This is a genomic window from Halomonas sp. PA16-9 (assembly GCF_009728585.1).
GTDB classification, from domain to species: Bacteria; Pseudomonadota; Gammaproteobacteria; order Pseudomonadales; family Halomonadaceae; genus Vreelandella; species Vreelandella titanicae.
In genome coordinates this window covers 124,539-151,516 of record NZ_CP040451.1, presented here as the reverse complement: position 1 = coordinate 151,516, position 26,978 = coordinate 124,539, and the positions used below count along the sequence as shown (strand labels likewise).

Sequence of the window (26,978 nt, the reverse complement as noted above, 5' to 3'; positions counted from 1 at the left end):
GACAAACGTATAATCACGCTTTTGCCGCGCGATTCGAGGTGTTGATGGACAGCATTCTGGTCAGGGGTGCCCGCACCCACAACCTCAAGCAGATCGATGTGGAGCTGCCCCGTAACAAGCTGATTGTGATTACCGGCCTCTCCGGCTCGGGTAAATCGTCGTTAGCATTCGACACCCTTTACGCCGAGGGGCAGCGCCGCTACGTGGAATCGCTCTCCACTTATGCGCGCCAGTTCCTGTCGATGATGGAAAAGCCCGATGTGGATCACATCGAAGGGCTGTCACCTGCGATCTCCATTGAGCAGAAGTCCACTTCCCACAACCCGCGCTCGACCGTGGGCACCATCACCGAAATTTACGACTACCTGCGTCTGCTGTTTGCGCGTGCCGGGACGCCCCGCTGTCCAGAACATGGCGAAGACTTGGAAGCCCAGACCATCTCGCAGATGGTCGACCAAGTCATGAACCTCGCCGAAGGCACCAAGTTAATGCTGCTGGCGCCGGTGGTCAAAGGCCGTAAAGGTGAACATTTACAGCTATTGGCAGAGCTACGCGCCCAGGGCTTTGTGCGCGCCTTGATCGATGGTCAGGTGCTGGAACTGGATGACATAGCCCCGCTGGATAAGCGCAAAAAACACGATATCAGCGTGGTGGTTGACCGCTTCAAAGTGCGCGACGACCTTGCCCAGCGGCTGGCGGAATCCTTTGAAACCGCGTTGAACCTCGCCGACGGCACCGCCATGATTCACTTTATGGACGGTGAGCGCGAAGACATTGCCTTTTCATCGCGCTTTGCCTGCCCGGTGTGCGGCTACTCCCTGGCAGAGCTTGAGCCACGCATGTTCTCGTTCAACAATCCTGCGGGCGCCTGCCCTACCTGCGACGGGCTAGGCGTACAGCAGTACTTCGACCCGGACAAGCTCATCAGCCACCCGGAGCTATCGCTTGCCGAAGGCGTGATCAAAGGCTGGGATCGGCGCAATATTTACTACTTTACCCAGCTCCAGGCGCTGGCCAAGCACTACGGCTTTGAGCTGGAAACGCCCTGGCAAGAGCTCGCCCACCACCAGCAGGAGGTTATCCTCAACGGTAGCGGCGATGAGCGGATTCCGTTTGTCTATGTGGGCGACCGGGGCCGTAAAGTGACGCGCGAGCACGCCTTCGAGGGCGTGCTGCCCAACATGCAGCGCCGTTATCGGGAAACCGAATCCAACATGGTCCGCGATGACCTGGTCAAATACATCGCGGTGCAGCCTTGTGCCACTTGTAACGGCTCACGACTGCGTAAAGAGTCGCGCCATGTCTATGTGGACGATCACAACATCGCCGAAATTGTGCGCTTCCCCATTGGTGAAGCGTGGCGCTATTTTGCTGATCTAAGCCTGCCCGGCCGCAAGGGTGAGATCGCCGATAAAATCGTCCACGAGATTCACGCCCGGCTAGAGTTTCTGGTCAACGTGGGGCTGGACTATCTCAACCTGGAGCGCAGCGCCGACACCCTATCCGGCGGTGAAGCCCAGCGTATCCGTTTAGCCAGCCAAATTGGCGCAGGCCTGGGGGGTGATGTATATTCTCGATGAGCCGTCGATTGGCTTGCATCAGCGCGACAACGACCGACTGCTGAAAACCCTTGAGCGACTGCGTGACCTGGGCAATACCGTGATTGTGGTAGAGCACGATGAAGACGCCATTCGCGCCGCCGACCACGTGCTGGATATCGGCCCTGGGGCAGGCGTCCACGGTGGTGAAATCGTTGCCCAGGGCACCCCTCAAGATGTGATGGACAACCCCAACTCGCTGACCGGCCAATACTTATCTGGCTCCCGGGAAATTGCCGTGCCGCCCTACCGCATACCCGGCAATCCAGAAAAGCAGCTGATTGTGCGCGGCGCTACCGGCAATAACCTGCAGAACGTCACCCTTAGCCTGCCGCTGGGGCTGTTTATCGCCATTACCGGCGTTTCCGGCTCGGGTAAGTCGACGTTGATCAACGGTACCTTGATGCCGATTGCGGCGCGCGAATTAAATCGCGCGACGACATTGACCGCCGCGCCCTATGAGAAGATCGAGGGGCTCGACCAGCTCGATAAAGTCATCGATATCGACCAGAGCCCGATTGGTCGCACGCCACGCTCCAACCCGGCCACCTATACGGGTATTTTTACGCCGATTCGCGAGCTGTTTGCGGGCACCCAAGAAGCGCGTTCCCGGGGCTATAAGCCCGGTCGTTTTAGTTTTAACGTCAAGGGTGGGCGCTGCGAGGCGTGCCAGGGCGAAGGCATGATCAAGGTAGAGATGCACTTTCTGCCGGATATCTACGTGCCCTGCGATGTCTGTAAGGGCAAACGCTACAACCGCGAAACCCTGGACATTCATTACAAGGGTAAAACCATCCACGAAGTGCTGGCCATGACGGTGGAAGACGCCCTGGAGTTCTTTAGCCCAGTGCCCGCCATTGCACGTCGCCTGCAAACCTTGCTAGATGTAGGCCTTTCCTACATTCGCTTAGGGCAGAGCGCCACCACCCTTTCCGGTGGCGAAGCGCAGCGGGTTAAACTCGCCCGTGAATTGGCCAAGCGTGATACCGGCAAAACGCTGTATATCTTGGATGAGCCCACCACCGGCCTGCACTTTGAGGATATTCGCCAACTGCTGACGGTACTTCACCGTCTGCGCGATCACGGCAATACCATCGTGGTGATTGAGCACAACCTGGATGTGATCAAAACCGCCGACTGGATTGTCGATCTTGGCCCCGAAGGGGGTTCAGGTGGCGGACAGATCATCGCCGAGGGCACGCCGGAACAGCTCGCCAAACAGGACGTTTCGCATACCGGCCGCTTCTTAGCGCCGCTGCTCGCGCGAGGCAAGCGTGCAACGAAGCGTTGACGCTGGTTTTCGAGGGGTGAGCGCTGCTCACCCCAGGCTAAATAGGTACGCTAGTTAGCCTATTTGGGCGACGCAGTAGATGGCCACATCGTTTATAGTGGCGGGTAGATAATCGTTAGCAGTATTATCCAATCCTGTGCTGGAGGGATACGTCGTGGGTCAGGAAAACAGCTGTATTATTAAGCACTTCAATCACTACTGCTCATTAAGCGATGATGAGAAGGGATTGCTCATGGCGCTAGAGGAGAGCCCAACCAATATTAAGTCGGGCACGCTACTCTGGGAGATGGGCGATGCGGCCAATGAGTTTTGCACGCTAAAAAGTGGTTGGGCCTACTCCTACCGTCACTTAGAGAATGGTGACCGACAGATTCTCGAAGTGTTTTTGCCGGGCGATATCATCGGGTTGCGCGAGTTTGCCTTCTCGCAGCGGCTTGAAAATGTGCGCATGATTGATGATGGCGTGATTTGTCATTTCCCGCATAAACGTATGCTGGAAATATTTCGCCATTCGCTGCCTCTCACCTCGGTGATGTTTGCCATTGGCAGCCGTCAGCAGGCGCTGCTCACTGAGCGCCTCGTCACTCTGGCCAGACGCAGTGCACGTAAGAAAATGGCGCATTTTCTGTATGAAATGTATTTAAGGCTGCGCCAAACCAACCCGGATATTAGCAACCAGTTCCGCCTGCCGCTCTCACAGGAGCAGTTAGCCGATGTGCTCGGGCTAAGCCCGGTACACGTTAGCCGCACCTTTACGGCGCTTAGTGAAGACGGCCTAGTATTTCGCGACCGCCACCATGTCACCATTCCAGACTTATCCGCGCTATGCACCGAAGGTGAATTTGACGATTGCTACCTCACCGACAATGTCCGGCCACTGTTAGGCGATTCCACCTGAGAAAACTAACCACACTTTGACCAGCCGCAGCCAGCATAGCAGGTCGGGCAGCCATCCATCATGATCAGCTCACCGCGGCACTCGGGGCAGTTACCCACTATGGCTGGGCCACTGCCTTCAGGCTTTTTTCCCTTCGTTGCCTTATCACCGCCAATCGACTCCACCGCGCCTGTTTCAATGGGTGCATCATTAGCTTCGTCTTCAGCACCGGGCTGCCAAGCGTGGCCGTGAGCCATACGATGAGCATAACGCTCTACCAGCTTTTCAACCGGCACCTGGTTGCCATCCCGATCTAGAAAACCGCGGCGATAAAGAATCTGCTGAATCGACCAGGCAATCGCCGCCACTTCCGAATCGTGGAACATTGGCTTGTTCCAGCGGTTCATGCCACAGCGCACCAAGCCTTTGTCCCAGGCCACTTTGCGCAGATCCGCCACCGCTTGTGTGACGTAACCACCACGGGCCGCCAGCGAAAGGCTGCGCATGGTCGCGGTGATCCACTGGTGCTCGCTGGAGAGCTGCCCTGACGGAAAAAAGAACTCCACCGGGCGCTCAATCACCACGCGCTTACTGCCAATCACGCCTTCCACTGGCATAAACGACACCAGCAAATAGACTTTTTTGCGCCCTTCCGCGCCTACGTATGAAATCTTTTCAGACACGGCTTCCAACGTGCCTTCCGGACGGGAAGGTATACGCACCGTTAGCGGATCTTCATCTTGTAGCTCAGGAACGGGAACGGCCTGCTCCTGCTGCTTGATACGGTAACCCACAATTTTTGAAGTAATTTCTACAGCCATGGTGTTCTCCACTTAGCAAAGGTGTGCGTTTTTAAACAGGTGGCGCTTAACGCAGCATCACCATTTGCCGTAGGTGCCTTCTTTTAAGCCATCAAAGAGGTTGGCAGCGTTATGCTCTTCACCGTCGTAAATCACCTTCTCATCCCCGGCTAGTTCGAGGGTTTCACCGTTTTCCAGTTCGAATACGTAGGTCGTGTTTTTAAGATCATCTTCCCGCACGAGCACGCCCTGGAAAGCTTCGGGATTAAAGCGAAAAGTAGTGCAGCCTTTTAAGCGGCTTTCATAAGCCTGCAAATAGAGGTTCTGGAACTGTTCAAAGGGGAACTCGGTAGGCACATTGACCGTTTTCGAGATCGCTGAATCCACCCAGTGCTGGGCGGCGGCTTGAACGGCAACGTGCTGTTCGGGAGATATCGCATCGGCGGTAACGAAGTAGTCAGGCAGGTCGCTGTCCACCGCATCAGATGCAATAAAGTGACGGTAGGCGGCCAGCTCAAAGGAGACGACTTCGACCTGCTCTTTGGTCTTCTTGCCCGACTGAATAATATTGCGGAAATAGCGATGCGAGAAGGAGGGTTCGATACCGTTGGAGGCGTTGTTACCCATCGACAGGCTGATCGTGCCGGTCGGCGCGATCGAGCTGTGGTGGGTAAAGCGCGCGCCGTGCTCGGCCAGTTGCGCCACCAACTCCGGCTCATGCTCGGCCACTTGGGCCATATATTGGCTGTAACGGGCGTGCAGAATGCGCCCTGGCACTTGATCACCCACTTCGTAGCCATCTTTAGCCAACTGTGGCCGCTCACGCAGCATTTTGGGGGTAATGGTGTGCTCCTGTTCGAGCACCGGCGCCATGCCCTTCTCTTGAGAAAGCTCCAGCGCCTGTTTCCAGCCCTCAATGGCTAAATGACGGCTGACTTCATCGGTGAATACCAGTGACTGCTTAGAGCCGTAGGGAATCTTTAACATAGTAAGCGTCGACCCTAAGCCTAGAAAACCCATGCCGTGGCGACGCTTGGCTTCAATCTCACGCTGCTGCTGGGGCAGCGGTAGACCAGCAATTTCCACCACGTTGTCGAGCATACGGGTGAAGATCGCCACCACTTTGCGATAGCGTTCCCAATCAAAGCGCGGCTCGGCGCCAAAGGGGTCGATCACAAACTTGGTTAGGTTGACAGAACCCAGCAGGCAGGCGCCTTCTGGCGGCAAGGGTTGTTCGCCACAGGGATTCGTCGCACGGATATCTTCGCAGAACCAGTTGTTGTTCATCCGATTAACTTGGTCGATCAGGATAAAGCCGGGCTCGGCGTAGTCGTAGGTGGAGGACATGATGGTGTCCCACAACTCGCGCGCTTTAATCACTTCAACAATGCGGCAGGCGACGCGGCCTTCGGCATCGACCGTGTAGCCCTCTTCAACCACCGGCCAGTCGCGGTAGATCAGGTCTTCCGCTTTGACATCCTCTTTCTCACCGGGGTGCAGCGGAAAAGCCAGCGGCCAGTCAGCATTGTTCTTGACCGCTTCCATAAATTCGTCGGTGATCAGCAAGCTGAGGTTAAACTGTCGTAGGCGCCCCGCTTCGCGCTTGGCCTGAATAAACTCACGTACGTCCGGATGCCCCACGTCAAAGGTGCCCATCTGGGCACCACGCCGACCACCAGCAGAGGCGACGGTGAAGCACATCTTGTCGTAGATATCCATAAACGCCAGTGGACCGTTGGTGCCCGCGCCAGCGCCGAATACGAACGCGCCCTTATGACGCAGCGTCGAGAAGTCGTAGCCGATACCCGCCCCGGATTTCAGCGTCATACCCGCATCGACCACTGAGTCGAGGATATCGCGCATGGAGTCACGAATGGTGCGGGAGACAGTGCAGTTAATCAGGCTCACCGCAGGCTTGTAGGCCTCAGCCCCCGCGTTGGAGAGAATACGACCGGCAGGAATGGCGCCGTTTTCCAACGCCCAGCGAAATTTGGGCAACCACTCTTCCGCTTTATCTCCCTCCACCGCTGCCAGGGCACGAGCAACCCGTTCAAACGTAGCACCAACGTCCTGATCAACGGGTTGGCTATGACGATCCTTGAGACGGTATTTGGCGTCCCATATTTCCCGCGAGGGGGCCTGCATAGGGACATCGTTAGAGGTCTTCATAGCCTTGGCAGCGGTGCTCATGTCGCAAAACTCCTTCACAGCGAGGGTGAATTATAGCGCTCAAATAGGGCGATTATACGTAGCATCGAAGTGAAGTATAGACGTGACCTCCCACCATATGAGGCACTTTTTTTAATTTTTTCTACCATATATAGGAAAATCAGCGCGTTACTATTTTGCCAATCCCAAACACGATATAGACTGGGGTTTTGGGTTAAATGGCTTTAATCATGTCCGCAACTCACTTCCTGCGCTCTCCATCCCAGTATCTTTGCACGCTCACGTTTACCGTTGTGGCGATAGCGACCATGTGGATGGTCGCTACGCCCGTCGCTAACGCGACCACCTTCAATACCGACGATGTGGCCACCCACGACCATTGGCAGTCAATGACGCTCTCACTGGGGGGCGAACGCCACTATCGGGCGGTAGAAACCCACAGCTACTCGGATGCGACGCTGAGCTTGAATGCCACCTCGGGCGTTTGCGATTTACCCTGGCTGGAGATGCGCGTCACCCTTGAGCAGCAGCAGGGAGAGAGCCGTACAGTAAACCTGGTGCCCACTCGGCTGCGCATCGATGAGCGGCCCGTTATCGACACCATGGCGGAATTTATCACTGAGCGCGGCGATGACGGGTTTTATGCTCACTTTTATTTAAGTGACTTGGCATCACTGATGGCCGACATGCGCCAGGGGGAGCAGCTATTTCTCGGCTTCGACCAGGACGAGCGCGAGCCGTGGTATATGACCTTTAGCCTAAAAGGCGCCGATGCGGCGATCAACTGGATGCTCACCCAGTGTGAAGGTAGTGGCACCTAAAGGTTTGCTTAAATCAGCACCACAGGCTCAAGCGCCATTTCAACGCGGTTGCGTCCGCCATGCTTAGCGCGGTACATGGCGTCATCAGCCCGGGAGATAAGGGTTTTACAGCTGTCACCCGGCTGCCAAACGGCGACACCGATACTCACTGTAACCGTTTGCTCAACGCCCTCTATACGCAGCTCTTCTACCAGCGAGCGCAGCCGCTCAGCCAGGCCAGTGGCGGCATCAACATCGGAATGAGTCGCCAGCACAATAAACTCTTCGCCTCCCCAACGGCCCAGGTGGTCGCAGCCACGCAGCGAGCTTTCCACTAAGCGCGCCAGGGCCACCAGCACATCGTCACCCACGCTATGGCCGTGAGCATCGTTGATCTGCTTAAAGTTATCCACATCGAACAGTAGCAAGGCAAAAGCGGCCGCATAGCGCTTGGCAGCCACCAGCTCTGCATTGATCGCTTCTTCGATGCGGTAACGGTTCCACACCTTGGTTAGAGGATCGAAATGGGCTAATTGCTCAAGACGCTGGTTGGCTTCGGCAAGGGCTTTGCGTTCGTGCTCCAGGTGCATATTCAGTGAGCTAATTTCATAGGCAGAAATCGCCAGCGTCAGGTCTTCCCCAAGTCTACCGCCGCTAAGCGCTCTACCCGCAGCCACGCTTCACTTCTGCCGACTATCTCTTCAGACCAAGCAACCGATGGAGCCAATATCACGGCCGGTTTAGGGTTGGTTGTAGGCTGCATCGCCCAATACAGCGTTTCCACCTGCTCGGGGCGAAAAAAAATCAGCCAGGCGCGCTGGGTCGAACTCATTGGCAGCGGCACTGCTAGAGCCCCACACTGCTCGGGCATGGCTAGCGAAGCGGTTAACGTCTCTTTGCCGATTTCGCGCGTGCACCAAGGGCCGCTATGTACATGAGTTCTTTCCAGGCGCAGCACAAACTGGCTTATCGCTTCTGGAGTCGGCGTCACACCCGCTTGATAAGCGCCACCATTCACCCACAGCACCACGCCATGGGCGCGAAACAGCTTCATCCAGATAGCCGCCTGCTCATGAAGTAACTGTTGGGGACTTTGCGGCTCGCTGCGCGTTCGCGCACTGAGCACGAGGCTATCCTGAACCCGTTGTAGGTAGCGGGCTTCTTGACGCGCCCGTAGCAACAGCATGCGCTGGGTGGCCATTTGCACGAGGGTGCGAACGGCATCGCGCACGGGGGGTTCAACCGAGTGCGGTGCTGGCGAATGGCAAAACACTAGACCCCATAAGCCAGTATCCCCCTGCATGGCCAAACTGAATGACCCACGCACCCCCAGGCGATTTAAATACCGCTGCCGCTCAGGGGCAGGGCGCGTAAAAGCTGCCGCTAAGGCTCACTCCCGAGTAGGCGGGAGTCAGCGTTTCAGGCGGCGCATCGACGTCTTCAATTAACCGAACGGGTAATGTTGGTAACTTTTGCGTAAGGCGACAGGGAAGTCGCTTGAGGGAAGCGCTGACCCAACAGCGAAGGCAGCTGGTTGCCAGCGCTTCGGCAACCATTAAACCATGCCAATCACTGTCGAAATGGCACACGGTGACGCGATCATGGCCGGTGAGCTGTTGAATAGCGTTAACCAAGCAGTCGAGCAGCTCTTCCTGGTGGGTTGCGTCGGCTAAATGCATCAGCCGCTCATTGACTGTACCAAGCAGGCGGCGCTTACCTTGGGGGTTGAGTGGCTCAATCTCGACGATGACCTTCCCACCTGCTCGGTAAGCATAGAGCTGAAAACGCATGTAGCTATGCTTGGAACGAATAAACACCAGCGGGCCGGAGAGTTTCTGCTGCCCCTGCAACTCGCGGCGCACCCGCTGGCTTAGCCGTTTTCCTAACACATAGGCAAGAGTGTGCGGCCCATTTTCAGGGCGCTCAATACCGGTCAAGCGGGTTAAGTTGGTGCTACTGGCTTGAATGCGGCGACAATCGGCATCTAAAACCAGCAGAGCTCCAAACGACTGCAACCGCGGGTGGTACATGGACACAAACGTGGCCTCGCAATCTATTCACCCTCGACCTGCTGCCTTAGCAACAACTCTACGCGACGGTTGGCAGCTCGGCCCTCCGCCGTTGCGTTCGGTTCCATGGGTTGGGTGTCGGCATAACCGACGGCCCGCATACGAGAGATATTGAATCCTTGGCGCTCTAAATGCCTCACCACAGCGATAGCCCGCGCTGATGAAAGCTCCCAATTAGAGGGGAAGCGGGCCGTTGAAATAGGCACGCTGTCGGTGTGGCCTTCTACCGAAATCTGACCGTCAAAACGGGTCAGCACATCGATAAGGCTTTCTACCACCTCTTGCCCACGGGAAGTCAGTACAGCTTGACCGCTGGGAAATAAAAGGCTGGTATCAATACGTAACGTGACCCCTTCACTCCCTTGCGAAACACTGACACCGGGGATGTCGAGCCCATCAAACTGCGGCTGAACCCCTGAATGGCGGGGCTGAATACCAGTGGCTAGAGACGCCAGCGGCAATGATGATACAGCGCTAGCCGAGCGCATGAAAGCAGTATCAGCCGCCTCACCGCCTCCCGGCGGTGTCAGTGAAAGCAGCAGCACAAAGAGCGTGATTAGCAGCGTCAGCACATCCAAATAGCTGGTTAGCCAACCCTCGTCACATCGCCTGGCGACGGCGTCATTTCCAGTGCGTGGCGCGTATCACGGTCAAGCATCGGCCTACCCTTCGCCGCCGCACTAACCGACGAATCAGGCCTTGGTTTGACGCTGTTATCACGGATCTCATCGTGATAGTTAGCTACAAACGAGTTGAGGGTCTCTTCAATAAACGACGGCAGGCGGCGCTTGGTAATCAGCGAAATACCTTCCAGCACCATGTTCATGGTAATCAGCCGCTCTTCGGTGCGGCGCTCGAGTTTCACCGCAATCGGCTTAAACACCAAGTTGGCGAGTAAAATGCCGTAGAAGGTGGTGAGCAGGGCCACCGCCATGCGCGGGCCGATCACCTGCAGGTCGCCTGCGTCCATGACTTCCAGCATATTGACCAGCCCCACCAGGGTGCCGATCATGCCAAATGCGGGTGCGTAGGTGGCCATGGTACGGAATATTTGTGCCTCGGCATGCTCACGCGCTTTAAGACGGGCAATGCGCCAACGCAGCATGTCAAAAATTTCATCCTCTTTGGTGTTGGCAATGACCAGTTGGATCCCGGTACGCAAAAACGGGTTTCGGGTATGCTCCAACTCGCGCTCGACAGCACGTACATCGCCCTTAAACCAGAGTCGCGACATATCCACCAATTCGCGGATATCGTCACGCATATAGGTATTTTCGCGCCGGAATACCAAGCCCACCAACCGTACGACGCGGAGCACCTCTTTCAGCGGATAGCTGATAAAGGTTGCCGCTAGGGTACCGGTCACCACAATGGCCAAACCCGGCAAATTGATAAAACTTTCAGGGGACTCTGCGGTGAAAAACAGCACGCTCACCAACAGTAGTATGCTGGCAAATATGCCTATCAGCGTCGAAGGGTTCATCCACGGCTCCTTGCCGGTCACAAGTGAGTAAAAAGAGGTGTTATGCCGAGTCGTGTAAACGCGCGCGTAAGCGGCTGACGGCTTGGCTGTGCAGTTGTGAAACGCGTGACTCCGTGACGCCCAACACAGCCCCTACTTCCTTAAGGTTGAGTTCTTCTTGGTAGTACAGCGCCATTAGCAGCTTTTCACGCTCTGGCAGCGCTTCAATTGCCTCAATCAACGTTTGTCGTTGCTGGCCGTCTAGCAACTGCTCGAACGGTGAATTAGCCAATTCATTATTGCTAGGCTCGCCACCATCGGCCACCAGCTCTTCAAACGGCAACAGTTGACCACTGTTAGTGTCGTTGAGGAGCTGCTGATACTCACTCAACGGCATTTCAAGGTGTTGGGCGATTTCGTTCTCTTCTGGTGCCCGTCCGAGCTGTTGCTCTAATTGACGAACGGCACTGTCAACCGCTCGCGCTGAGCGGCGCACGCTGCGGGGCAACCAGTCGCGGGTACGTAATTCATCCATCATTGCACCGCGAATACGCTGACTGGCAAACGTCGCGAACGTTGCTCCCTGGGTGGCATCGAAGCGCCCCAGTGCTTCCAGCAGCCCTACCATCCCGGCTTGAATAAGGTCGTCGAGCTCAATGCTGGCTGGCAAACGGACCTGAAGCGTCAAGGCCTGACGTCGTACCAGTGGCATGTATTGCGTCAACAGCTCACTCTGTTTGATCCTGCCTTGTGCTGTGTACATCCTCTCGCCTCGCGGCTATCCAGCCTTCACTGATAGTTCACAATCATTTGCAGCCCCTGGACACGAACAGGCCGCTGCCCCGGACGTAAAGCGAAGCGAAAATGCAACGGCGCATCCGCGGCAAACCCCGCCAGGGCAGTGGTAGTCCCCCGCATGCCGGTTAACGCAACGCACTGCTCAGGATGGCACAGCCAAGCGTTTAATAGCGCACCAGGGGGATATTGAAACTGCCAATGAATACGCCCGAGCTGTGCTGACTCCACATTGTTAGCAGCAGCGGGTGGGGTAGCGTTTTGACTAGCACTTGCCCTATCACTCATCGCTACCATCAGACCTGGTATCTGGCTGCTCCAGCTACCGGGTGTCGCCTGAGCGTTTCCCGTTAACCCTGCTAGTAGACACCCTGTCAACAGTACTGGGCTCAGTAGCAGTCTACCTCTTAATAGCCAGCTTAGCATGCTTGGTCTCCTCAGCAGAGTGCGCTCATCGTGCAAGTACCAACAGCTCCATATTTAAGTAGTAATCAGCTGCCTCACGCAAGTTATTGAGCAACCCTTGACGCGGCAAATGCGGCTCGTGGAGCGCCAGCAAACGGCGCGGCCCGCCACGCTCATGTAATTGACGCAAGGTACGGAACATGGAAGCAAAGGTATCGGCATCGCTACTGATCCACAGTGCCCAACGGCTGTATTGATCGCAAAGTTGGGCTAGGTCGGCCGTTTCGGCCATGACGATATGAATATCCCAATCCTCAGGATCACCGGCCCAGCTTCGACCTAACGTCGACCACTGCCCTAATCGTGCTTTAACCTTGTTCACCTGGGCTGCACCACTACCCGGTAGTCCGACCACAATAAGCGGAATTTTGGGCCGGTGCGCTACCACCGTTGCTGGCTCTTCCACCGCTGCAGCTGTCGGCGTTAACAGAGAGGTAGGCTGTTCAGGTTCCGGCACGTGTTCTGCCGCCGCAACATCAACTGTACCCTCAGCTTGCTGCTGTTGGCGCTGCAGGTTTGCCCACTTGCGTAGACCCGATGCTTGATCCTGTTCGCTCACGCCACGCCCTCTCGACTAACACTGCCCATTTGACGAATCGCATCTCGTGCCATAAAGGCGTAGACCAGTGCATCAAGCATGCCGGTATCGCGGCGGCGACGGCTGTTGCCTAATAGGTTGAGCAGATCGCCACGCAGCGTCTGCGCCTCCTCATCATCAGCAACATCGAGATGCCCGGCGACCGATGCCACACCGCTGGCCATCAATAGGCGAACTTCAGCATTAAGATCCCCGCTATCGGCCTCTTTTAACTGCTGCCACGCGCGACGCGTCAAGGCGGCCAAGCCTTCGCTTTGCAGCTGGGTTAACAGCAGTGAGAGCACCTCTGCTCCTAGCCGAGCGGGGGTAAGCCAGTAGCGGCGCGCCACTACTTTGGCGCTTTCCGGATCACGAACTTCACCGAACCAGGCGAGTAGAGCCGTGCCGCTGGCGTCCTCGACTTCGGCGTAGGCAGTCCACAGTTGCACCGATTGGCCACGAAAACGCACGCCCACATGGTGCGTTAGCACACTGTCACTAAATAGCTGGCGGATAGATTGACGTTCGTGGTGAAAGCGTAACCGATGACTGGGGGCCACTTGGCTGACCCAGGTCAAGTGCTCGGCTTCCAGCCACGCTAGTGCATCCGGTTCAGGGAAGCGCGGCAGTAAGTGCACCGCTACGCCGCTCGATGCCGACAACGCGGCTAAGCGTGGCTGCCATCCTGCGGCGTGGCGATGCTGCAGCCAGGGTAGCGCCAGCCAGGCACCATCCGTGTCCAGGCCAATGTCCGGCATTGCCCAGTCGCAGCCGCGCTCATTGCGCCGCGGAAACCACGCCATCCCTAAGGTGGTCTTTGCCGCTGGATAACCGGCAAGTAATGCATCCAAATGCGTTTCCTGCAAACGACTAGGCAGCGAAGCTAGGTTCCAGATCTCTTCTAATTCCGCAAACCCCGTGACGCGTTGGCGCAACCTCGCCAGTAGCGACGACAAACGACGCCCTTGGCCCAGGACATCCCGCGACCAGCGCGGCATTCCCATCGGCGCATCGGCACTTTGCACCCGTTCACGTTGAGGTGTCGCGGTACTCAGCGCTTGATCCACTAGCGCATCGGGGGCGGCAAGGGCCATATCTTCGGGCACCTGCTGGCCATTAGAACCAAACAGGACGCGCATCCCGTGACGCATAATAATATCTAACACTGGAGCCAGACGTCCCGCCTCATCCTGTTTGGTGATAATGCAGTCATCTAACTCTGCGCCCGCCGCCCGCGCGGCCTGACGGTAGCGCAGCACCACTTCTTCGAGGGTTTCCGGTTGGCTGGCAGCATTGAGTAGCAGCACCAAACGTACCCGCGAGCGTCCTCCTTGCAGGTGGGTAATCTGCTCTATCACCCGCTGGTCACGCTGACTCATGCCTACGGTGTCGATAATTACCCACTGCTTGCCCTGCAGGCGGCCCAGCAAATCGTCGATGGGCTGTTCGGCATCCAAGGCGTACATCGGGGTATCCAGCAGGCGCGCATAAATGCGCAACTGCTCGTGGGCACCGATCCGGAAGCTGTCGGTGGTAACCAGCGCTACCGGGCGCGTGCCGTGGCGCATCACAAAACGAGCGGCCAGCTTGGCGGTGGTGGTGGTTTTACCTACCCCCGTTGGCCCCACCAGGGCAACAATGCCGGTTTGGTCGAAAAAGCTTGCTTCATCGTTGAGTACGTAAAGGCGATCCATTAACTGCTGTCGCAGCCACTGCAGTGGGGCTTCGCTATCGCCGTCTAACCTGGTTAGCGATGCAGGCAACCCAGCCAGCAGTTCATCGGCAATTTCGCTGCTAAAACCCACATTCCATAGCAGTTGACGCAGCCGTGCAGCCGTTCCGGTGGGCGCTGCTGGCGATGGTGAAGCAGTATGGGTTGACTGGCTGTTTGCCAGCAGCGCTCGCATATCCTGCATTTCGCGCAGTAAGCGCTCGCTCATCGCCTGCATGGGGTCTTGCGCTGGGGGTGCTGTCGGCGTTTCGGGTGGTGCAGGTTCTGGTGAGGGTTCAAAGTGGTCGATGGCTTCATCCGCCATCGCTAAAATTTCAACGCCCCCTTCGGTACGCCGATTTGCGACAATCAAGGCGTCTTCACCGAGCGTTTCACGCACTTGGCGCATCACATCACGACTATTGGCTCCCACGAAACGTCTAACGCTCATGATTTACCCTTGCCTGTTCTGAAAATGGACGACGCTAGCCTATCACGGCGTGCCATCTTTAACGTCCGCCGACCACTGTGGTCACTCTTAATGTGCGATCGTCGGGAATTTCAGCCTGGGACAGTACCGACATATGGCGTAACCGGCGACGCAAGAAGCGCGACAGCACCGCCCTTAGTGAATGTTGCACGACCAGCACCGGCGGCTCGCCGGAACTTTCGTGACGCTCCAGCGCCTGCTGGGCCTGGGTCATCAGCGTTTCTGCCAACCCGGGCTCCATGGCGCCGTTGCCATTCATGGCCTGTACCAGCACTTGTTCCAGTTGAGCATCCAGCCCCATGACATTGAGTGTCTCCTGCCCCGCAAACCACTGCTGGACAATGGCGCGCCCCAGCGAGACTCGCACCAGCGCCGTCAGCTCATTAGGATCTTTTTGCTGTGTGGCGTACTCGGCCAGGGTATCGAGAATAGTGCGCATGTCGCGGATAGAGACATCTTCGTCAAGCAGGTTTTGCAAGATACGCTGCAGTACCGTCAATGAAATAGCTTTGGGGATCACCTCTTCGACCAACGCTTTTTGATCATCGCCCATTTTATCCAGCAACTTCTGTACTTCCTGACGGCCCAGCATCTCGGGTGAATGACGGTGCAACAAGTGGTTCAAGTGGGTCGCTATGACGGTACTGGCATCCACAACGGTGTAGCCATACACCTGGGCATGCTCACGCTGGTTGCTATCAATCCATACAGCGGGCAAGCCAAAAGCGGGATCCTGAGTATGGGTGCCCTGCAGCTCGCCCGATACCTGCCCGGGGTTAATCGCTAGCCATTTACCTGGTTGTGCCTCGGCGCGACCAATCTCGGCGCCTTTCATGGAGAGTACATAGGCGTTCGGCGGCAGCTCCAAATTATCACGGATATGGACGACCGGCGGCAGGAAACCCACTTCTTGGGCAAACTTCTTACGTACGCTCTTAATGCGCCCGAGCAGCTCGCCTTTTTGACGCGAGTCCACCAGCGGGATTAAGCGATGGCCCACTTCCAGGCCAAGCGTATCGACCAGTTGCACATCTTCCCAACTCGCTTCGGGAGTCTCTGTAAAGGCACCGGTGCCGCGGCAATCTCCTCCTTGACCAACGCCTTCTCTTTTTGGGCGCGCGCTTAACAGCCATGCCAGGCCAGCCAACAACGCGGTAAAGAATAGAAATACGAAATTGGGCATGCCAGGTACCATACCCAGCATGCCCATCACCACGGCAGCCAAAATCAGTACCTGAGGATTAACGAACAATTGGCTAAGCATTTGCTGGCCAATATCTTCGTTCGTATCCATGCTGACCCGGGATACTGTGACACCCGCGGCGGTGGAGATCACCAAAGCAGGGATTTGCGCCACCAGGCCATCACCAATCGCCAACAACATATAGGTCTGACCAGCAGCGCCAAAGCTCATATCGTGCTGCAGCATGCCAATCATCAGCCCGCCGATGATATTGACCACCATAATCACCAAACCGGCAATGGCATCGCCACGGACAAACTTACTTGCGCCGTCCATCGAACCAAAGAAATCCGCCTCTTGAGAAACCTCCGCGCGGCGCTTTTTGGCGTCTTCTTCGCCGATCAAGCCGGCGTTCAGATCGGCATCGATGGCCATCTGCTTACCAGGCATTGCATCCAGGGTAAAGCGCGCACCCACTTCGGCAATACGGCCAGCACCTTTGGTGATAACCATAAAGTTGATGATGACAAGAATCAGGAAGACCACTAGGCCAACAGCGAAATTACCGCCGACCAGAAACGCCCCGAACGCTTCAATGACCTTACCCGCAGAGGCGCCGCCTTGGTGGCCCTCCATCAGCACCACACGGGTAGAAGCCACATTGAGCGACAGGCGCAGCAGCGTAGTAAATAGCAACACGGCAGGAAACGCCGCAAAGTCCAGCGGCTTCTGCGTAAACATGCTGACCAATAACACCATAATGGCCAGAGCGATGTTGAAGGTGAAGAGTAAATCCAGGGCGAAGGGAGGCAAGGGCACAATCATCATGCCCAAAATCATGAGGATGAGCAGCGGCCCGACCAGCAGCTTCATGCGCACATCACCCATCCAGTCGCGCCGACCTACTAGCTGACTCAAGCCTTTCATGGTTGCGCCTCATTACCACCGGCGCCATGCCCGGGGCTTTCCATCTCCGGCGGAACCGGCAGGTTATCGGGGGTTGGGGGCACCTCGCCTCCTTGTTGTGATACTTGCTTGAGGCGGTAGGCCCAGGCCATTACTTCCGCCACCGCGGTATACAGTTCGGCAGGTACTTCTGCATCTAGATCGACGTGATGATACAGGGCCCGCGCCAATGGTGCTGCCTGCAAGCGAGGCACGCCTGCCTCTTCAGCGATTTCGCGAATGCGTACAGCCACTGCGTCGGCGCCTTTTGCCACCAGCCGCGGGGCGCCCATACTGCCTTCCTGATAAGTCAGTGCTATCGCGTAGTGCGTAGGGTTGGTGATGATGACATCCGCTTCGGGTACTTTGCTCATCATCCTGCCCCGCGCCATGGCCTGCTGCTGCTGGCGAATGCGCGCCTTCACATGCGGGTCGCCTTCGGACTCTTTGTGCTCACGCTTAATCTCTTCCTGACTCATGCGCAGCTTCTTAGCATTGTCCCAGAGCTGGAAAGGGACATCGATCAAAATGACCACGATCAACACCAGCACCATTAGCCCAGCTGCCTGAGCCGCCATGCTTAAGGCATTGGTTAGCGCTTGCTGGATAGGCTGATCCATTAGCGCCATAAATTTGCCGATGTTGAAATACAAAAACGTCGCAGCCACGCCCCCCACCAGAAACGATTTGGCAATCGCTTTTGCCAATTCGATCAGAGCCTGGGTGGAGAAGATACGCTTTACGCCCTTAATAGGGTTTAGCTTGGAAAACTTGGGCTGCATCGATTTACCCGATATCAGCCAGCCTCCCATCAGCCCAGGGGCAACTAATGCAATGATGGCTAACAGTAAAAACAGCGGCATCATGGCAAATAGCGTGCGCTGACCAAGGTCCAGCGCATTGACCAGCATCGGCGTACTTTCCATTGCCTGGCGGCGCTCAAACAAGAAAGCTTGCTCCATCACCGCACCCAGCTGGTCGTAGAGCATGTTGCCCATGCTATAAAGGCCGATCACCCCACCCAGCAAAAGTAAAAACGTATTTAACTCGCGGGAACGGGCAACTTGACCCTCTTCACGGGCTTTCTCTTTCCGCCTGGGCGTGGCCTCTTCGGTCTTTTCCTGGTCGCTATCGTTATCTGCCATACGGGTATCCGGCCAGGTGAAGCAAAGCTTATCACGTATTCAGCCGTCCATAGGGACGGCTGAATGGCGTACTTGCGTGCCCAGAGGGCGTTTAATAACGCATCTTAGAAGCCTAATTCGTCCAATAAGTCGTCTACTTGATCTTGCCCAGAGACGGTATCAGGGACATTATCCTTCACTTGCGGCCCATTCAAAAGCTCTTCGTTACGCCGTGCACTGTCGCTTTTCCACTGATCCTCGGCCTTGCGCTGCAGCGTTTCTCGTGCATGGGCACCCGGCGCGTTATCGATCAACACTTGCACCAACTGATGTTCGATCTCATGGATCACGTCCATCATCTTCTTAATCACTTGGCCGGTCAGGTCCTGAAAGTCCTGAGCCATCATGATTTCCATCAGTTCTTTGTTAGTCGCTGAAACCACATCGGGCACTTCGCTAAGATAAGTGCGTGTCTCGACAACGAGCGCTTTCGCCTCATCCAGCTCTTTCGGTGCTTCAAACCACTCGGCCCAGCGCTTATCCAACGCTTCCGCCCGGTCTGACAACTGATCCTGCAGCGGCTGCGCACGGTCAACGGCATTGAGCGCTCGATCTGCTGCCTGCTCCGTCATGGTGGCGACATAGTGCAAGCGGTCGCGTGCATCGGGGATGGCTTCGGCCGCCTTCTCAATCTCTTTATCAAGCCCCAGTTCACGCATGTTTTCGCGCAGCATGCGCGTCAACTTACCGATGCGATGAATTAAGTCTTCGGCGGCTTGTTCGGACGATTGGGCAGAATCGGACTGCTCATTCTGGCTCATAATGTTGTCTCCTCGTTAACCAAGCACATAGGCCCAGTTGCTCACATACCCAGTTTGTCGAAGATCTTATTGAGCTTTTCTTCGAGGGTAGCGGCAGTGAACGGCTTGACGACATAGCCGTTAGCGCCCGCCTGAGCAGCCGCTATAATGTTCTCTTTCTTCGCTTCTGCGGTCACCATCAACACAGGAAGGTCTTTCAAGGCGTCATCCTGACGGATCTCCTTGAGCATCTCCAGGCCATCAAGGTTCGGCATGTTCCAATCGGAAACGACGAACTCAAACTTGCCGGCACGCAGCTTATTGAGCGCATCTTGTCCATCTTCGGCTTCATCCACGTTGGTGAAGCCCAACTCCTTAAGCAGACTACGTACGATCCGACGCATGGTGGGAAAGTCGTCTACAACCAGGAAACTCATATTCTTATCTGCCATGGGTCATCCTCTAATCAATCAGTATATGGCACAAGGGCGACTGAAAAGTACAGTCAGGGGTTTAAAACGGCTACTTTGAAACGGCTCTTTCAAAACGGTTCTTCAGAATTCCTCCCACTCTTCGTGGTCGCTGCGCTGCGAGGCTGGAGCTGGAGCTGGGCGACGAGCTTGCTGGTCGGCCCTAGGCGCAGGCATAACGTCCGTTGCTGGCGATGAGGAAGGCAGCGCCTGATGGGACGCCCCCTGCATACCTAACAGCTTAAACACGGCTACGGCTTGCTCCAACCGGTTGGCCTGTTCCTCAAGGGAGGCCGCCGCCGCAGAGGCTTGCTGTACCAGCGCGGCATTTTGTTGGGTGACTTGATCCATCTGGCCCACGGCTTGGCTGACTTGCTCAATACCGTCACTCTGCTCTTGGGAGGCAGCGGAGATTTCATCCATGATGTCGGTAACACGGCGCACTGCAGTAACCACATCCGACATCGTGGTACCTGCCTGCTCGACCAGAGTGGAGCCTTGCTGAATTTGTGTTACCGAGGCATCAATCAGGGTTTTAATCTCTTTGGCCGCATCCGCACTGCGGCTGGCCAAATTACGCACTTCCCCCCCCACCGCAAATCCGCGGCCTTGCTCGCCGGCGCGGGCGGCCTCTACCGAAGCGTTGAGAGCCAGAATATTGGTTTGAAAAGCAATTGAGTCAATAACGCTGGTGATATCGGCGACTTTTTTCGAGCTGGTGGAGATACCGTGCATAGTTTGCACCACTTGCTCCACCACTTGTCCACCGCGCTCAGCCGTGGTGGAAGCGTCTGCTGCCAGGGTGCTGGCTTGACGGGCATTGTCGGCGTTCTGTTTTACCGTCGCGGTCATCTCTTCCATGCTGGCCGCGGTTTGTTGAATCGATGCCGCCTGCTGCTCTGTACGTGAGGAGAGATCAGCGTTGCCGCTGGCAATCTCACGGGTGCCGTGGTGAATTTCATTACTGCCTTCACGCACCCGACCAACGATATTGGTGAGGTTTTGCTGCATGGTGCCCATAGCACCAAACAAACGGCCAATTTCATTTTTACCCGCTTCCGGCAGCGGATTGGTCAAATCAGCCTCGGCAATCGCATCCAGCCGCTGGATTGCGCCTCTTAGCGGCGCAATCACTGTACGACGTAAGCCTATGTAAATCACGACCGTCATCAACAGAGCAAAGATCACCACTGCCGCATTGATCATGGTAAATAGATTGCCCTGAGCATCCGCGTCGGCACGAATCGTATCCACGCGTTGGAAACCATAAGTCACAAACGCCGTCATACTATTGGCCAAACTACTTAAGGGTTCAACAAGCTCATCACGCAGAGTGTTGTAACTGGTTAAATCCATATACTCGAAGGTTTCATGCTGCTGCTTCACTAACCCCATTACAGTATTAAAATCTTCAATCAGGGGGTTACCGAGCAACTCTCCTTGAGGAGTTCGAGGCGTCTCGACAAAGCGCTCAAAGCGCCGCTCCGCACGCTCTATGCGATCACCAGCGATGGCTACCTGCTCGTTGGATTGTCGGGTCTGGCCAACCATTAAGTAATTGGATGCGGTTTCCATCGCCAACATGGCCTGGTTTAGCAGTGAGTCAGCACGATTAATTTCATTTAGCTGCGAACCGCTAATATTATTCAGCGTCGCAAAATTATTTTGCGTACTGCGATCAGCCACAACGGACAGACCTGCAATCACCAAAATCAGCACGCCAAAACAGCTAAGTGCCGTGACCACAGCGGCGTGAATACTCAAGTTGCGCAGTAAACGATTCATTGTGAGTTCCCTTGCGAGCTTATTAAGCTTTTATGATTACTAACTTTTTATGAATTGCACTACACACGCTGGGCGCGACCTGAAGCGGCGATCAGAGCCATCATCCGCGAGGGAATATCGTCCAAAGCCACCACTTCCACCGCGCCGCCCATCGCGATGGCTTCTCGCGGCATACCGAAAACCACGCAGGTCTGCTCATTTTGAGCGATGGTGGGCGCCCCCGCTTGACGCATCTCAAGCAACCCTGCCGCGCCATCCTTTCCCATACCGGTAAGAATCACGCCAATGGAGTTTTTACCTGCGTGCTGAGCCGCTGAGTGGAAAAGCACGTCTACCGATGGGCGATGGCGGTTTACTGGCGGGCCGTCATCTAATCGCGCCACGTAGTTAGCGCCGCTACGTGCCAACTTGAGGTGCTGATCCCCCGGTGCGATATAAGCGTGTCCGGGTAGAATCCGCTCGCCATCGGCGGCTTCTTTAACCGTAATCCGGCACAGCCGGTCTAGACGCTCGGCAAACGAGCGGGTAAAACCACCTGGCATATGCTGGGTAATCAATATCGCCGGGGCATTTGCCGGTAACGGTTCTAGCACCGCCCGAATCGCCTCTGTGCCGCCAGTGGACGCGCCAATAATAATCAACTTTTCGCTCGACACCAGCGGAGCCTTCAAGGCCGCTGGCGGGGGCGTGTTTTTATGCCGCGCCTGACGAGGCCGCGAGCGCGCAGCGGCGCGCAGTTTTTCGGCAATCTCGTCAGCGTACTCCATCATCCCATTGCGGATGCCCAGACTCGGCTTGGCGACAAAATCCAGCGCGCCAAGCTCTAGCGCACGCAGGGTAATCTCCGAACCGCTTTGGGTGAGCGACGACACCATCAATACCGGCATAGGACGCAGGCGCATCAAACGCTCAAGAAAATCCAAGCCATCCATGCGTGGCATTTCCACATCAAGGGTGAGCACATCAGGATTGTGCTGCTTGATCAAATCCCTGGCGGCAATGGGGTCAGGCGCTACCGCAACGACTTCCATATCGGGCTGGGAATTAATAATTTCCGTTAACAAATCGCGAATTAGCGCCGAATCATCGACACACAACACTTTGATCTTGGCTGCGCTCAAAGCACGCCTCCTCTTGCTGTAGACGCCTGATGTGTTATTGCAACCGCCGGAGCCACAGCGCCTAAAGCGATTATAAAGACACGATAGTTATTCATTTTTTGGCCAGGTTATAAACGGTTTGACCACGCAGCTTGAATGCGTCGCTGATATACGAGAAGTTTTCCGAGTGGCCTGCAAACAGCAAGCCATCGGGCTTCATCAGTGGTGCAAAGCGTTTAAGAATTTTTGATTGAGTATCTTTATCAAAATAAATCATGATGTTTCGGCAGAACACGGCATCAAAAGGGCCTTTAATTGGCCATTGCGGCGCTAGCAGGTTCAGTGGCAAAAACTCCACCAGTGCGGATACTTCTGGGCGAATCCTTGCAAAGCCCGCATGGTTACCCGTTCCTTTCTGAAAAAACCGCTTTACCCGGCCTCATCGATCTTGCGCACCTGTTCCAGGGGATAAACGCCAGCGCGAGCCCTGGCCAACGCATCCGTATCGATATCGGTGGCGATCACTTTGGCCTGCGACGCTTTAGCGCCCAACGTTTCTAACAATGTCATTGCCAGCGAGTAAGGCTCCTCCCCGGTGGAGGCGGCCGAACACCAAATAGTGACCGGGTCTTGTTTGTTCTTTATATGCTCAGCCAACAGCGGAAAATGGTGCGCCTCACGAAAAAAGGCCGTGAGGTTAGTGGTCAGTGCATTGGTAAACGCCTCCCACTCCTTGGCTTCTGGCTGACGCTCCAAGCGCACCAAGTAGTCAGTAAAGCGCGTCATGCCATGGTGGCGTAGCCGCTTTGCTAGGCGGCTATAGACCATTTCACGTTTATGCTCAGCCAGCACAATGCCGGCGCGCTGATAAATCAGCTCGCGAATCCGTGTAAAATCCGCATCCGTCAGTACTAGATCGCGCTCAATCTGACTGCTCGATGTCCACTGACCTGCGTCTACCACCCGTTCACGTTGTTCGGTCAAAACGCTTCCCACTCCTCTGCTGAGGCTGCCTGCCGTTTAACGGGCGAATTCGGCGACGATGTGCTAGGCAACTGAGCAGTGTGCTTAGTCGCTGTCACTGCTGGCGGACGTAGCGCCCCCTGACTGTTTAATCGAAACGCTTCCACCGATAGCGCTAATAGCCCCGCCTGCTTCTCAAGCGAGACCGCCGCGCGTGCGGTTTCCTGAACCCGCACCGCATTACGCTGGGTACCTTGATCCATCTCTGCTACTGCTTGGTTAACCTGGGCAATACCATGGCTCTGCTCTTCGGAGGCGGCTGAAATTTCGTGCATGATCTGCGTCACACTGCGCGCGGCTTCCGCCACTTCGCTAATCGCAGCTTCGGCTTTGGTGACCATACTGGCACCCGCACTTACCTCACGGTTAGAGCCATCAATCAAACCGCGAATTTCTTGGGCGGCACCAGCGCTACGGCCAGCCAGGTTACGCACTTCTTCGGCCACCACCGCAAAACCACGCCCATGCTCGCCGGCCCGAGCCGCTTCTACCGATGCATTCAGCGCCAGAATATTGGTCTGAAACGCGATCGAATCGATAACATTGATAATATCGGCCATCTGCTGGGAGCTTTGGGTAATCCGCTGCATGTTGTCGACTAACTGTGTCATCAACTCGCCAGTATTCGTTACCTGGATAGCATTGTTATCGGCTAGACGGCGGGCTTCTTGAGCGTTCTCACTGTTTTGCCGCACAGTGGCAGTCATTTCTTCCATGCTGGAGGCGGTTTGTTGCAAGGAGGCCGCCTGCTGTTCAGTACGCGACGACAGCTCTTCGTTGCCGCTGGCAATGTCCTGAGCAGCCGGAGTGACCACATCAATACCGCTTTTTACATCGGCGATGATGCTGCTGAGGCTTTTGCGCATAGTATTCAGCGAGTCCATCAATTGGCCCACTTCATCGCGTCTCTGGGCGGGGACTTTAGCGGCCAAATTACCGCCAGCAATTTGCAGCGTAAAACCTGCAGCACTTTTTAGCGGCCTGGTAATCGCCCGCAGGGTAACCATGCCGATCAAAATAAGTAGCAGTAAACCAATTCCAAGTACTATGGCTTGAGCGCCCAGCATCGTGGTTTGACCTTGCTGAGCATCAACGGCCATGGCCTCAGCTGCCTGCTGTTTCTGGGAAATCAGTTGATTAACCATGCCTGACAGGATGCGGCCCTCGCTGGTCATGACGCTAATCACAGCATCGAGACCAGTAAAGGCTTGGTAGGTCTCTTCTGCCTGAAGCACGCTGGCCGCCTGGCCCATGCCGTTCTGCAGGAAGGTCTGTAGCTGCTGGTCAAACTCGGTGGCAAGCTCAGTCGCATTGACCTCACGGGAATAATACTCCTGCCACACCTCAGCAACCTCTGCGGCGCTCTCCTCAATGCTTTCACCCATCTCGAAGCGTTGATTGATCAGTTCCATACGCTCTGGCTCAATCATCGCTTGGCGCGTTTGGGCAATGGTTTGATCGATTTTCTGCAGGCGAATAACATCACGCAGACCGTCATTATTCAGTTGCCCCAAGCGCTCGCCAGAGACATTCAAACCATACAGACCAAGCCCACCGCTGATTAATAACAGCAGCCCTGCAACGACAATCATGCCTACCAATTTGGCACGAATGGTGTCGAGGCGTACCCGGGCCAAACGCTTAATCACACCTTTCTGGCGTAACCGGCCTTTATCTAAGTAAAGCCGCTTGTTGCGGCCTTCGCGTATTTCAGTGTAGGCCCGCTCGGCCTGCTCAATGGCTGCGCGGCTGGCCTGTACACGTACCGAGGTGTAGCCCACGACTTGTCCATCTTCAATAATCGGCGTAACGCTGGCATTTACCCAGTAGTGGTCGCCATTTTTGCAGCGGTTTTTGACCAGCCCTCGCCACGTTTCCCCCGTTTTGACGGTTTTCCAGAGGTTTTCAAAGGCTGCCGGCGGCATATCCGGGTGGCGTATCAGGTTATGCGGCGCACCTATCAGCTCTGCGTGTTCAAAGCCGCTAATATCGATAAACGCAGGGTTGGCATAGGTGATGCGTCCCTTGGTATCGGTACGCGAGACTAGGAAGTCGTCTTCTTTTAGTTCGATTTCACGCTGAGAGACTGGTTGGTTATTACGCATGGTGTGCCTTTTTTTAATGTTTTATTTTTCAAAAAGAGTGCGCCTGCCCTACCAAGCAAATTAAAACGATGACCACTCTTCTGTTTCTGCTACTGGCTGTGGACGCCTTGTTGCGGGTTTTGACACTGCCGCTGGCAATACAGCCGGAGCGCGCGGGGCTGATAATTCAGTGACACGAAAGCGCTCAACCGCCTCGCGTAAGCGTGCGGCTTCGCTTTCAAGTTCATTGGCGCTGCGCGCGGCTTGCTGCACCAGTTGAGCATTTTGTTGCACAACCTGATCCATTTGCGCCACGGCCTGATTCACTTGGCCAATGCCGCTACTCTGCTGCTCAGAAGCGGCGGCGATTTCATCCATGATATCGCTGACGCGCTGAACAGCGCCCACTAGATCTTGCATGGTTTGTCCAGCTTGATTGACCCGCTGAGTGCCGGTATCTACCTTGCTGAGCGATGCATCAATCAGCGTGCGAATCTCTTTGGCGGCAGCGGCGCTGCGACTGGCTAAGCTACGTACTTCCTGTGCCACCACGGCGAACCCTCTGCCATGCTCGCCAGCACGCGCCGCTTCCACCGAAGCATTCAGCGCCAGAATATTGGTCTGAAACGCAATATTATCGATAACGGTAATAATATCAGCGACTTGATGAGAACTTGCGCTTATGTCTTGCATGGTGCTGACGATCTCACCCACCTCTTCGCCACTACGGCGGGCTGTCAGGGTAGCGCTCCCGGCCAATTGGCTGGCTTGGCGGGCATTTTCGGCATTGTGGCCCACCGTTGAGGCTAACTGCTCCATGCTGGAAGCCGTCTCCTCTAACGAGGTGGCCTGCTGCTCGGTGCGCGAAGAAAGGTCGTTATTGCCGCTGGCTATTTGCTGAGAGCGCTCATAAATCGATGTACCGCTGGTGCGCACGGTACCTACCGTTTGCGAGAGTGAGCTCTGCATATGGGCCATGGCGCTATAAAGCCGCCCTATTTCGTTATTACCCGGAGAGGTAATGGCCTGGCTTAGATCCCCCTGGGCCATACGCTCAAAATAGCCCACCAAGCGATCTAGCGGGCGCAACACATTGGCCGTCACCCCCCAGATAACCACGATTACCGTGGCGATAGTCATTACGACTATCCCGAGTAGTGCCCAGCGAATTGTCGCGGCAAAAGCACTGAAAGCGGCCTGTTGTGCCTGCACATCGTCAGAGGCCTGCACGATTGCTGCACCATGGTGCAGGGCATAAAGACCAATACCACTGGCAATTAAAACAAGCACCGAAAGTGTCGCTAGCACTAAGCCCCAACTCAAGCGCACCGTCATATTATTCATTAATTGCCGCATTCGC

21 protein-coding genes and 2 pseudogenes are annotated in these 26,978 nt (G+C 55.8%); 3 read left to right on the top strand and 20 right to left on the bottom strand.

Translation table 11 applies throughout. The features are described 5' to 3' along the window. Positions 1–44 precede the first annotated feature (44 nt). Together uvrA and FDY98_RS00690 are read left to right on the top strand one after the other, a co-directional pair. Positions 45–2,889 (top strand): annotated as a pseudogene (gene uvrA, locus FDY98_RS00695) (excinuclease ABC subunit UvrA). A 154-nt stretch (positions 2,890–3,043) separates the two neighbouring features. After that, complete coding sequence (locus FDY98_RS00690) at positions 3,044–3,787, top strand: Crp/Fnr family transcriptional regulator (RefSeq protein WP_027958773.1); 744 nt, start codon at positions 3,044–3,046, stop codon at positions 3,785–3,787. Between the two features lie 5 nt (positions 3,788–3,792). On the opposite strand, the gene FDY98_RS00685 is transcribed toward FDY98_RS00690, so the two are convergent. Together FDY98_RS00685 and FDY98_RS00680 are read right to left on the bottom strand one after the other, a co-directional pair. Next, a complete protein-coding gene (locus FDY98_RS00685) occupies positions 3,793–4,587 on the bottom strand; it encodes a hypothetical protein (RefSeq protein ID WP_022520913.1) in 795 nt (264 codons plus the stop codon). Positions 4,588–4,644: 57 nt separating this feature from the next. After that, entirely contained in the window at positions 4,645–6,756 is a 2,112-nt protein-coding gene (locus FDY98_RS00680; RefSeq protein ID WP_027958772.1) for an adenosylcobalamin-dependent ribonucleoside-diphosphate reductase, read from the bottom strand. A gap of 197 nt (positions 6,757–6,953) precedes the next feature. Here FDY98_RS00680 and FDY98_RS00675 point away from each other — a divergent pair, with 197 nt between their 5' ends. Beyond that, positions 6,954–7,556, top strand: coding sequence for a hypothetical protein (locus FDY98_RS00675; RefSeq protein ID WP_027958771.1), 603 nt, complete (start codon positions 6,954–6,956; stop codon positions 7,554–7,556). A gap of 8 nt (positions 7,557–7,564) precedes the next feature. Here the strand turns inward: FDY98_RS00675 and FDY98_RS26435 are convergent, their stop codons facing one another. The 18 genes and pseudogenes from FDY98_RS26435 to FDY98_RS00595 form a co-directional block, all read right to left on the bottom strand. Beyond that, positions 7,565–8,212: a GGDEF domain-containing protein gene (locus tag FDY98_RS26435; protein WP_340146617.1), complete on the bottom strand. Its 648-nt coding sequence runs from the start codon at positions 8,210–8,212 to the stop codon at positions 7,565–7,567. Next, on the bottom strand, positions 8,164–8,766 hold the full coding sequence (locus tag FDY98_RS26430) for a hypothetical protein (RefSeq protein ID WP_340146616.1): 603 nt from the start codon (positions 8,764–8,766) through the stop codon (positions 8,164–8,166). Before FDY98_RS26430 ends, FDY98_RS26435 begins: the two co-directional genes overlap by 49 nt. A 124-nt stretch (positions 8,767–8,890) precedes the next feature. Then, positions 8,891–9,565 carry a hypothetical protein gene (locus tag FDY98_RS26425; protein WP_340146838.1) on the bottom strand — a complete coding sequence of 225 codons (675 nt, stop codon included), beginning with the start codon at positions 9,563–9,565 and terminating at the stop codon, positions 8,891–8,893. A 23-nt stretch (positions 9,566–9,588) separates the two neighbouring features. Further along, entirely contained in the window at positions 9,589–10,176 is a 588-nt protein-coding gene (locus FDY98_RS00665) for an OmpA/MotB family protein (RefSeq protein WP_340146615.1), read from the bottom strand. A gap of 14 nt (positions 10,177–10,190) precedes the next feature. Then, the gene (locus FDY98_RS00660; RefSeq protein ID WP_340146614.1) at positions 10,191–11,087 is read right to left on the bottom strand and encodes a motility protein A; all 897 of its coding nucleotides are present in this window, start codon (positions 11,085–11,087) and stop codon (positions 10,191–10,193) included. Between the two features lie 40 nt (positions 11,088–11,127). After that, positions 11,128–11,829, bottom strand: coding sequence for an RNA polymerase sigma factor FliA (locus FDY98_RS00655; RefSeq protein ID WP_009288446.1), 702 nt, complete (start codon positions 11,827–11,829; stop codon positions 11,128–11,130). A 26-nt stretch (positions 11,830–11,855) separates the two neighbouring features. Beyond that, complete coding sequence (locus FDY98_RS00650) at positions 11,856–12,287, bottom strand: flagellar protein FlhE (protein WP_035538272.1); 432 nt, start codon at positions 12,285–12,287, stop codon at positions 11,856–11,858. A 25-nt stretch (positions 12,288–12,312) separates the two neighbouring features. Continuing rightward, complete coding sequence (locus tag FDY98_RS00645; RefSeq protein ID WP_027958768.1) at positions 12,313–12,885, bottom strand: hypothetical protein; 573 nt, start codon at positions 12,883–12,885, stop codon at positions 12,313–12,315. Further along, on the bottom strand, positions 12,882–15,065 hold the full coding sequence (gene flhF, locus FDY98_RS00640) for a flagellar biosynthesis protein FlhF (protein WP_155705657.1): 2,184 nt from the start codon (positions 15,063–15,065) through the stop codon (positions 12,882–12,884). Before flhF ends, FDY98_RS00645 begins: the two co-directional genes overlap by 4 nt. Positions 15,066–15,123: 58 nt before the next feature. Continuing rightward, positions 15,124–17,214 (bottom strand): flagellar biosynthesis protein FlhA, encoded by a 2,091-nt coding sequence (flhA, locus tag FDY98_RS00635; RefSeq protein WP_155705656.1) that lies wholly within the window; start codon positions 17,212–17,214, stop codon positions 15,124–15,126. Further along, the gene (flhB, locus tag FDY98_RS00630; protein ID WP_009288442.1) at positions 17,211–18,377 is read right to left on the bottom strand and encodes a flagellar biosynthesis protein FlhB; all 1,167 of its coding nucleotides are present in this window, start codon (positions 18,375–18,377) and stop codon (positions 17,211–17,213) included. The genes flhA and flhB overlap by 4 nt, the downstream gene beginning before the upstream one ends. Positions 18,378–18,481: 104 nt before the next feature. Then, positions 18,482–19,177 carry a protein phosphatase CheZ gene (cheZ, locus tag FDY98_RS00625; RefSeq protein WP_009288441.1) on the bottom strand — a complete coding sequence of 232 codons (696 nt, stop codon included), beginning with the start codon at positions 19,175–19,177 and terminating at the stop codon, positions 18,482–18,484. A gap of 41 nt (positions 19,178–19,218) precedes the next feature. Continuing rightward, entirely contained in the window at positions 19,219–19,608 is a 390-nt protein-coding gene (gene cheY, locus FDY98_RS00620) for a chemotaxis response regulator CheY (protein ID WP_022520923.1), read from the bottom strand. Positions 19,609–19,710: 102 nt separating this feature from the next. Further along, positions 19,711–21,411, bottom strand: coding sequence for a methyl-accepting chemotaxis protein (locus tag FDY98_RS00615; protein ID WP_155705655.1), 1,701 nt, complete (start codon positions 21,409–21,411; stop codon positions 19,711–19,713). A 59-nt stretch (positions 21,412–21,470) separates the two neighbouring features. After that, complete coding sequence (locus FDY98_RS00610) at positions 21,471–22,532, bottom strand: protein-glutamate methylesterase/protein-glutamine glutaminase (protein WP_027958764.1); 1,062 nt, start codon at positions 22,530–22,532, stop codon at positions 21,471–21,473. 91 nt (positions 22,533–22,623) lie between these two features. Continuing rightward, a pseudogene (locus FDY98_RS00605) lies at positions 22,624–23,495 on the bottom strand (CheR family methyltransferase). Next, positions 23,492–25,639 (bottom strand): methyl-accepting chemotaxis protein, encoded by a 2,148-nt coding sequence (locus FDY98_RS00600; RefSeq protein ID WP_027958763.1) that lies wholly within the window; start codon positions 25,637–25,639, stop codon positions 23,492–23,494. The pseudogene FDY98_RS00605 and the gene FDY98_RS00600 overlap by 4 nt, the downstream one beginning before the upstream one ends. Positions 25,640–25,699: 60 nt before the next feature. Beyond that, positions 25,700–26,962 carry a methyl-accepting chemotaxis protein gene (locus FDY98_RS00595; RefSeq protein ID WP_035538269.1) on the bottom strand — a complete coding sequence of 421 codons (1,263 nt, stop codon included), beginning with the start codon at positions 26,960–26,962 and terminating at the stop codon, positions 25,700–25,702. Positions 26,963–26,978: the final 16 nt, after the last annotated feature.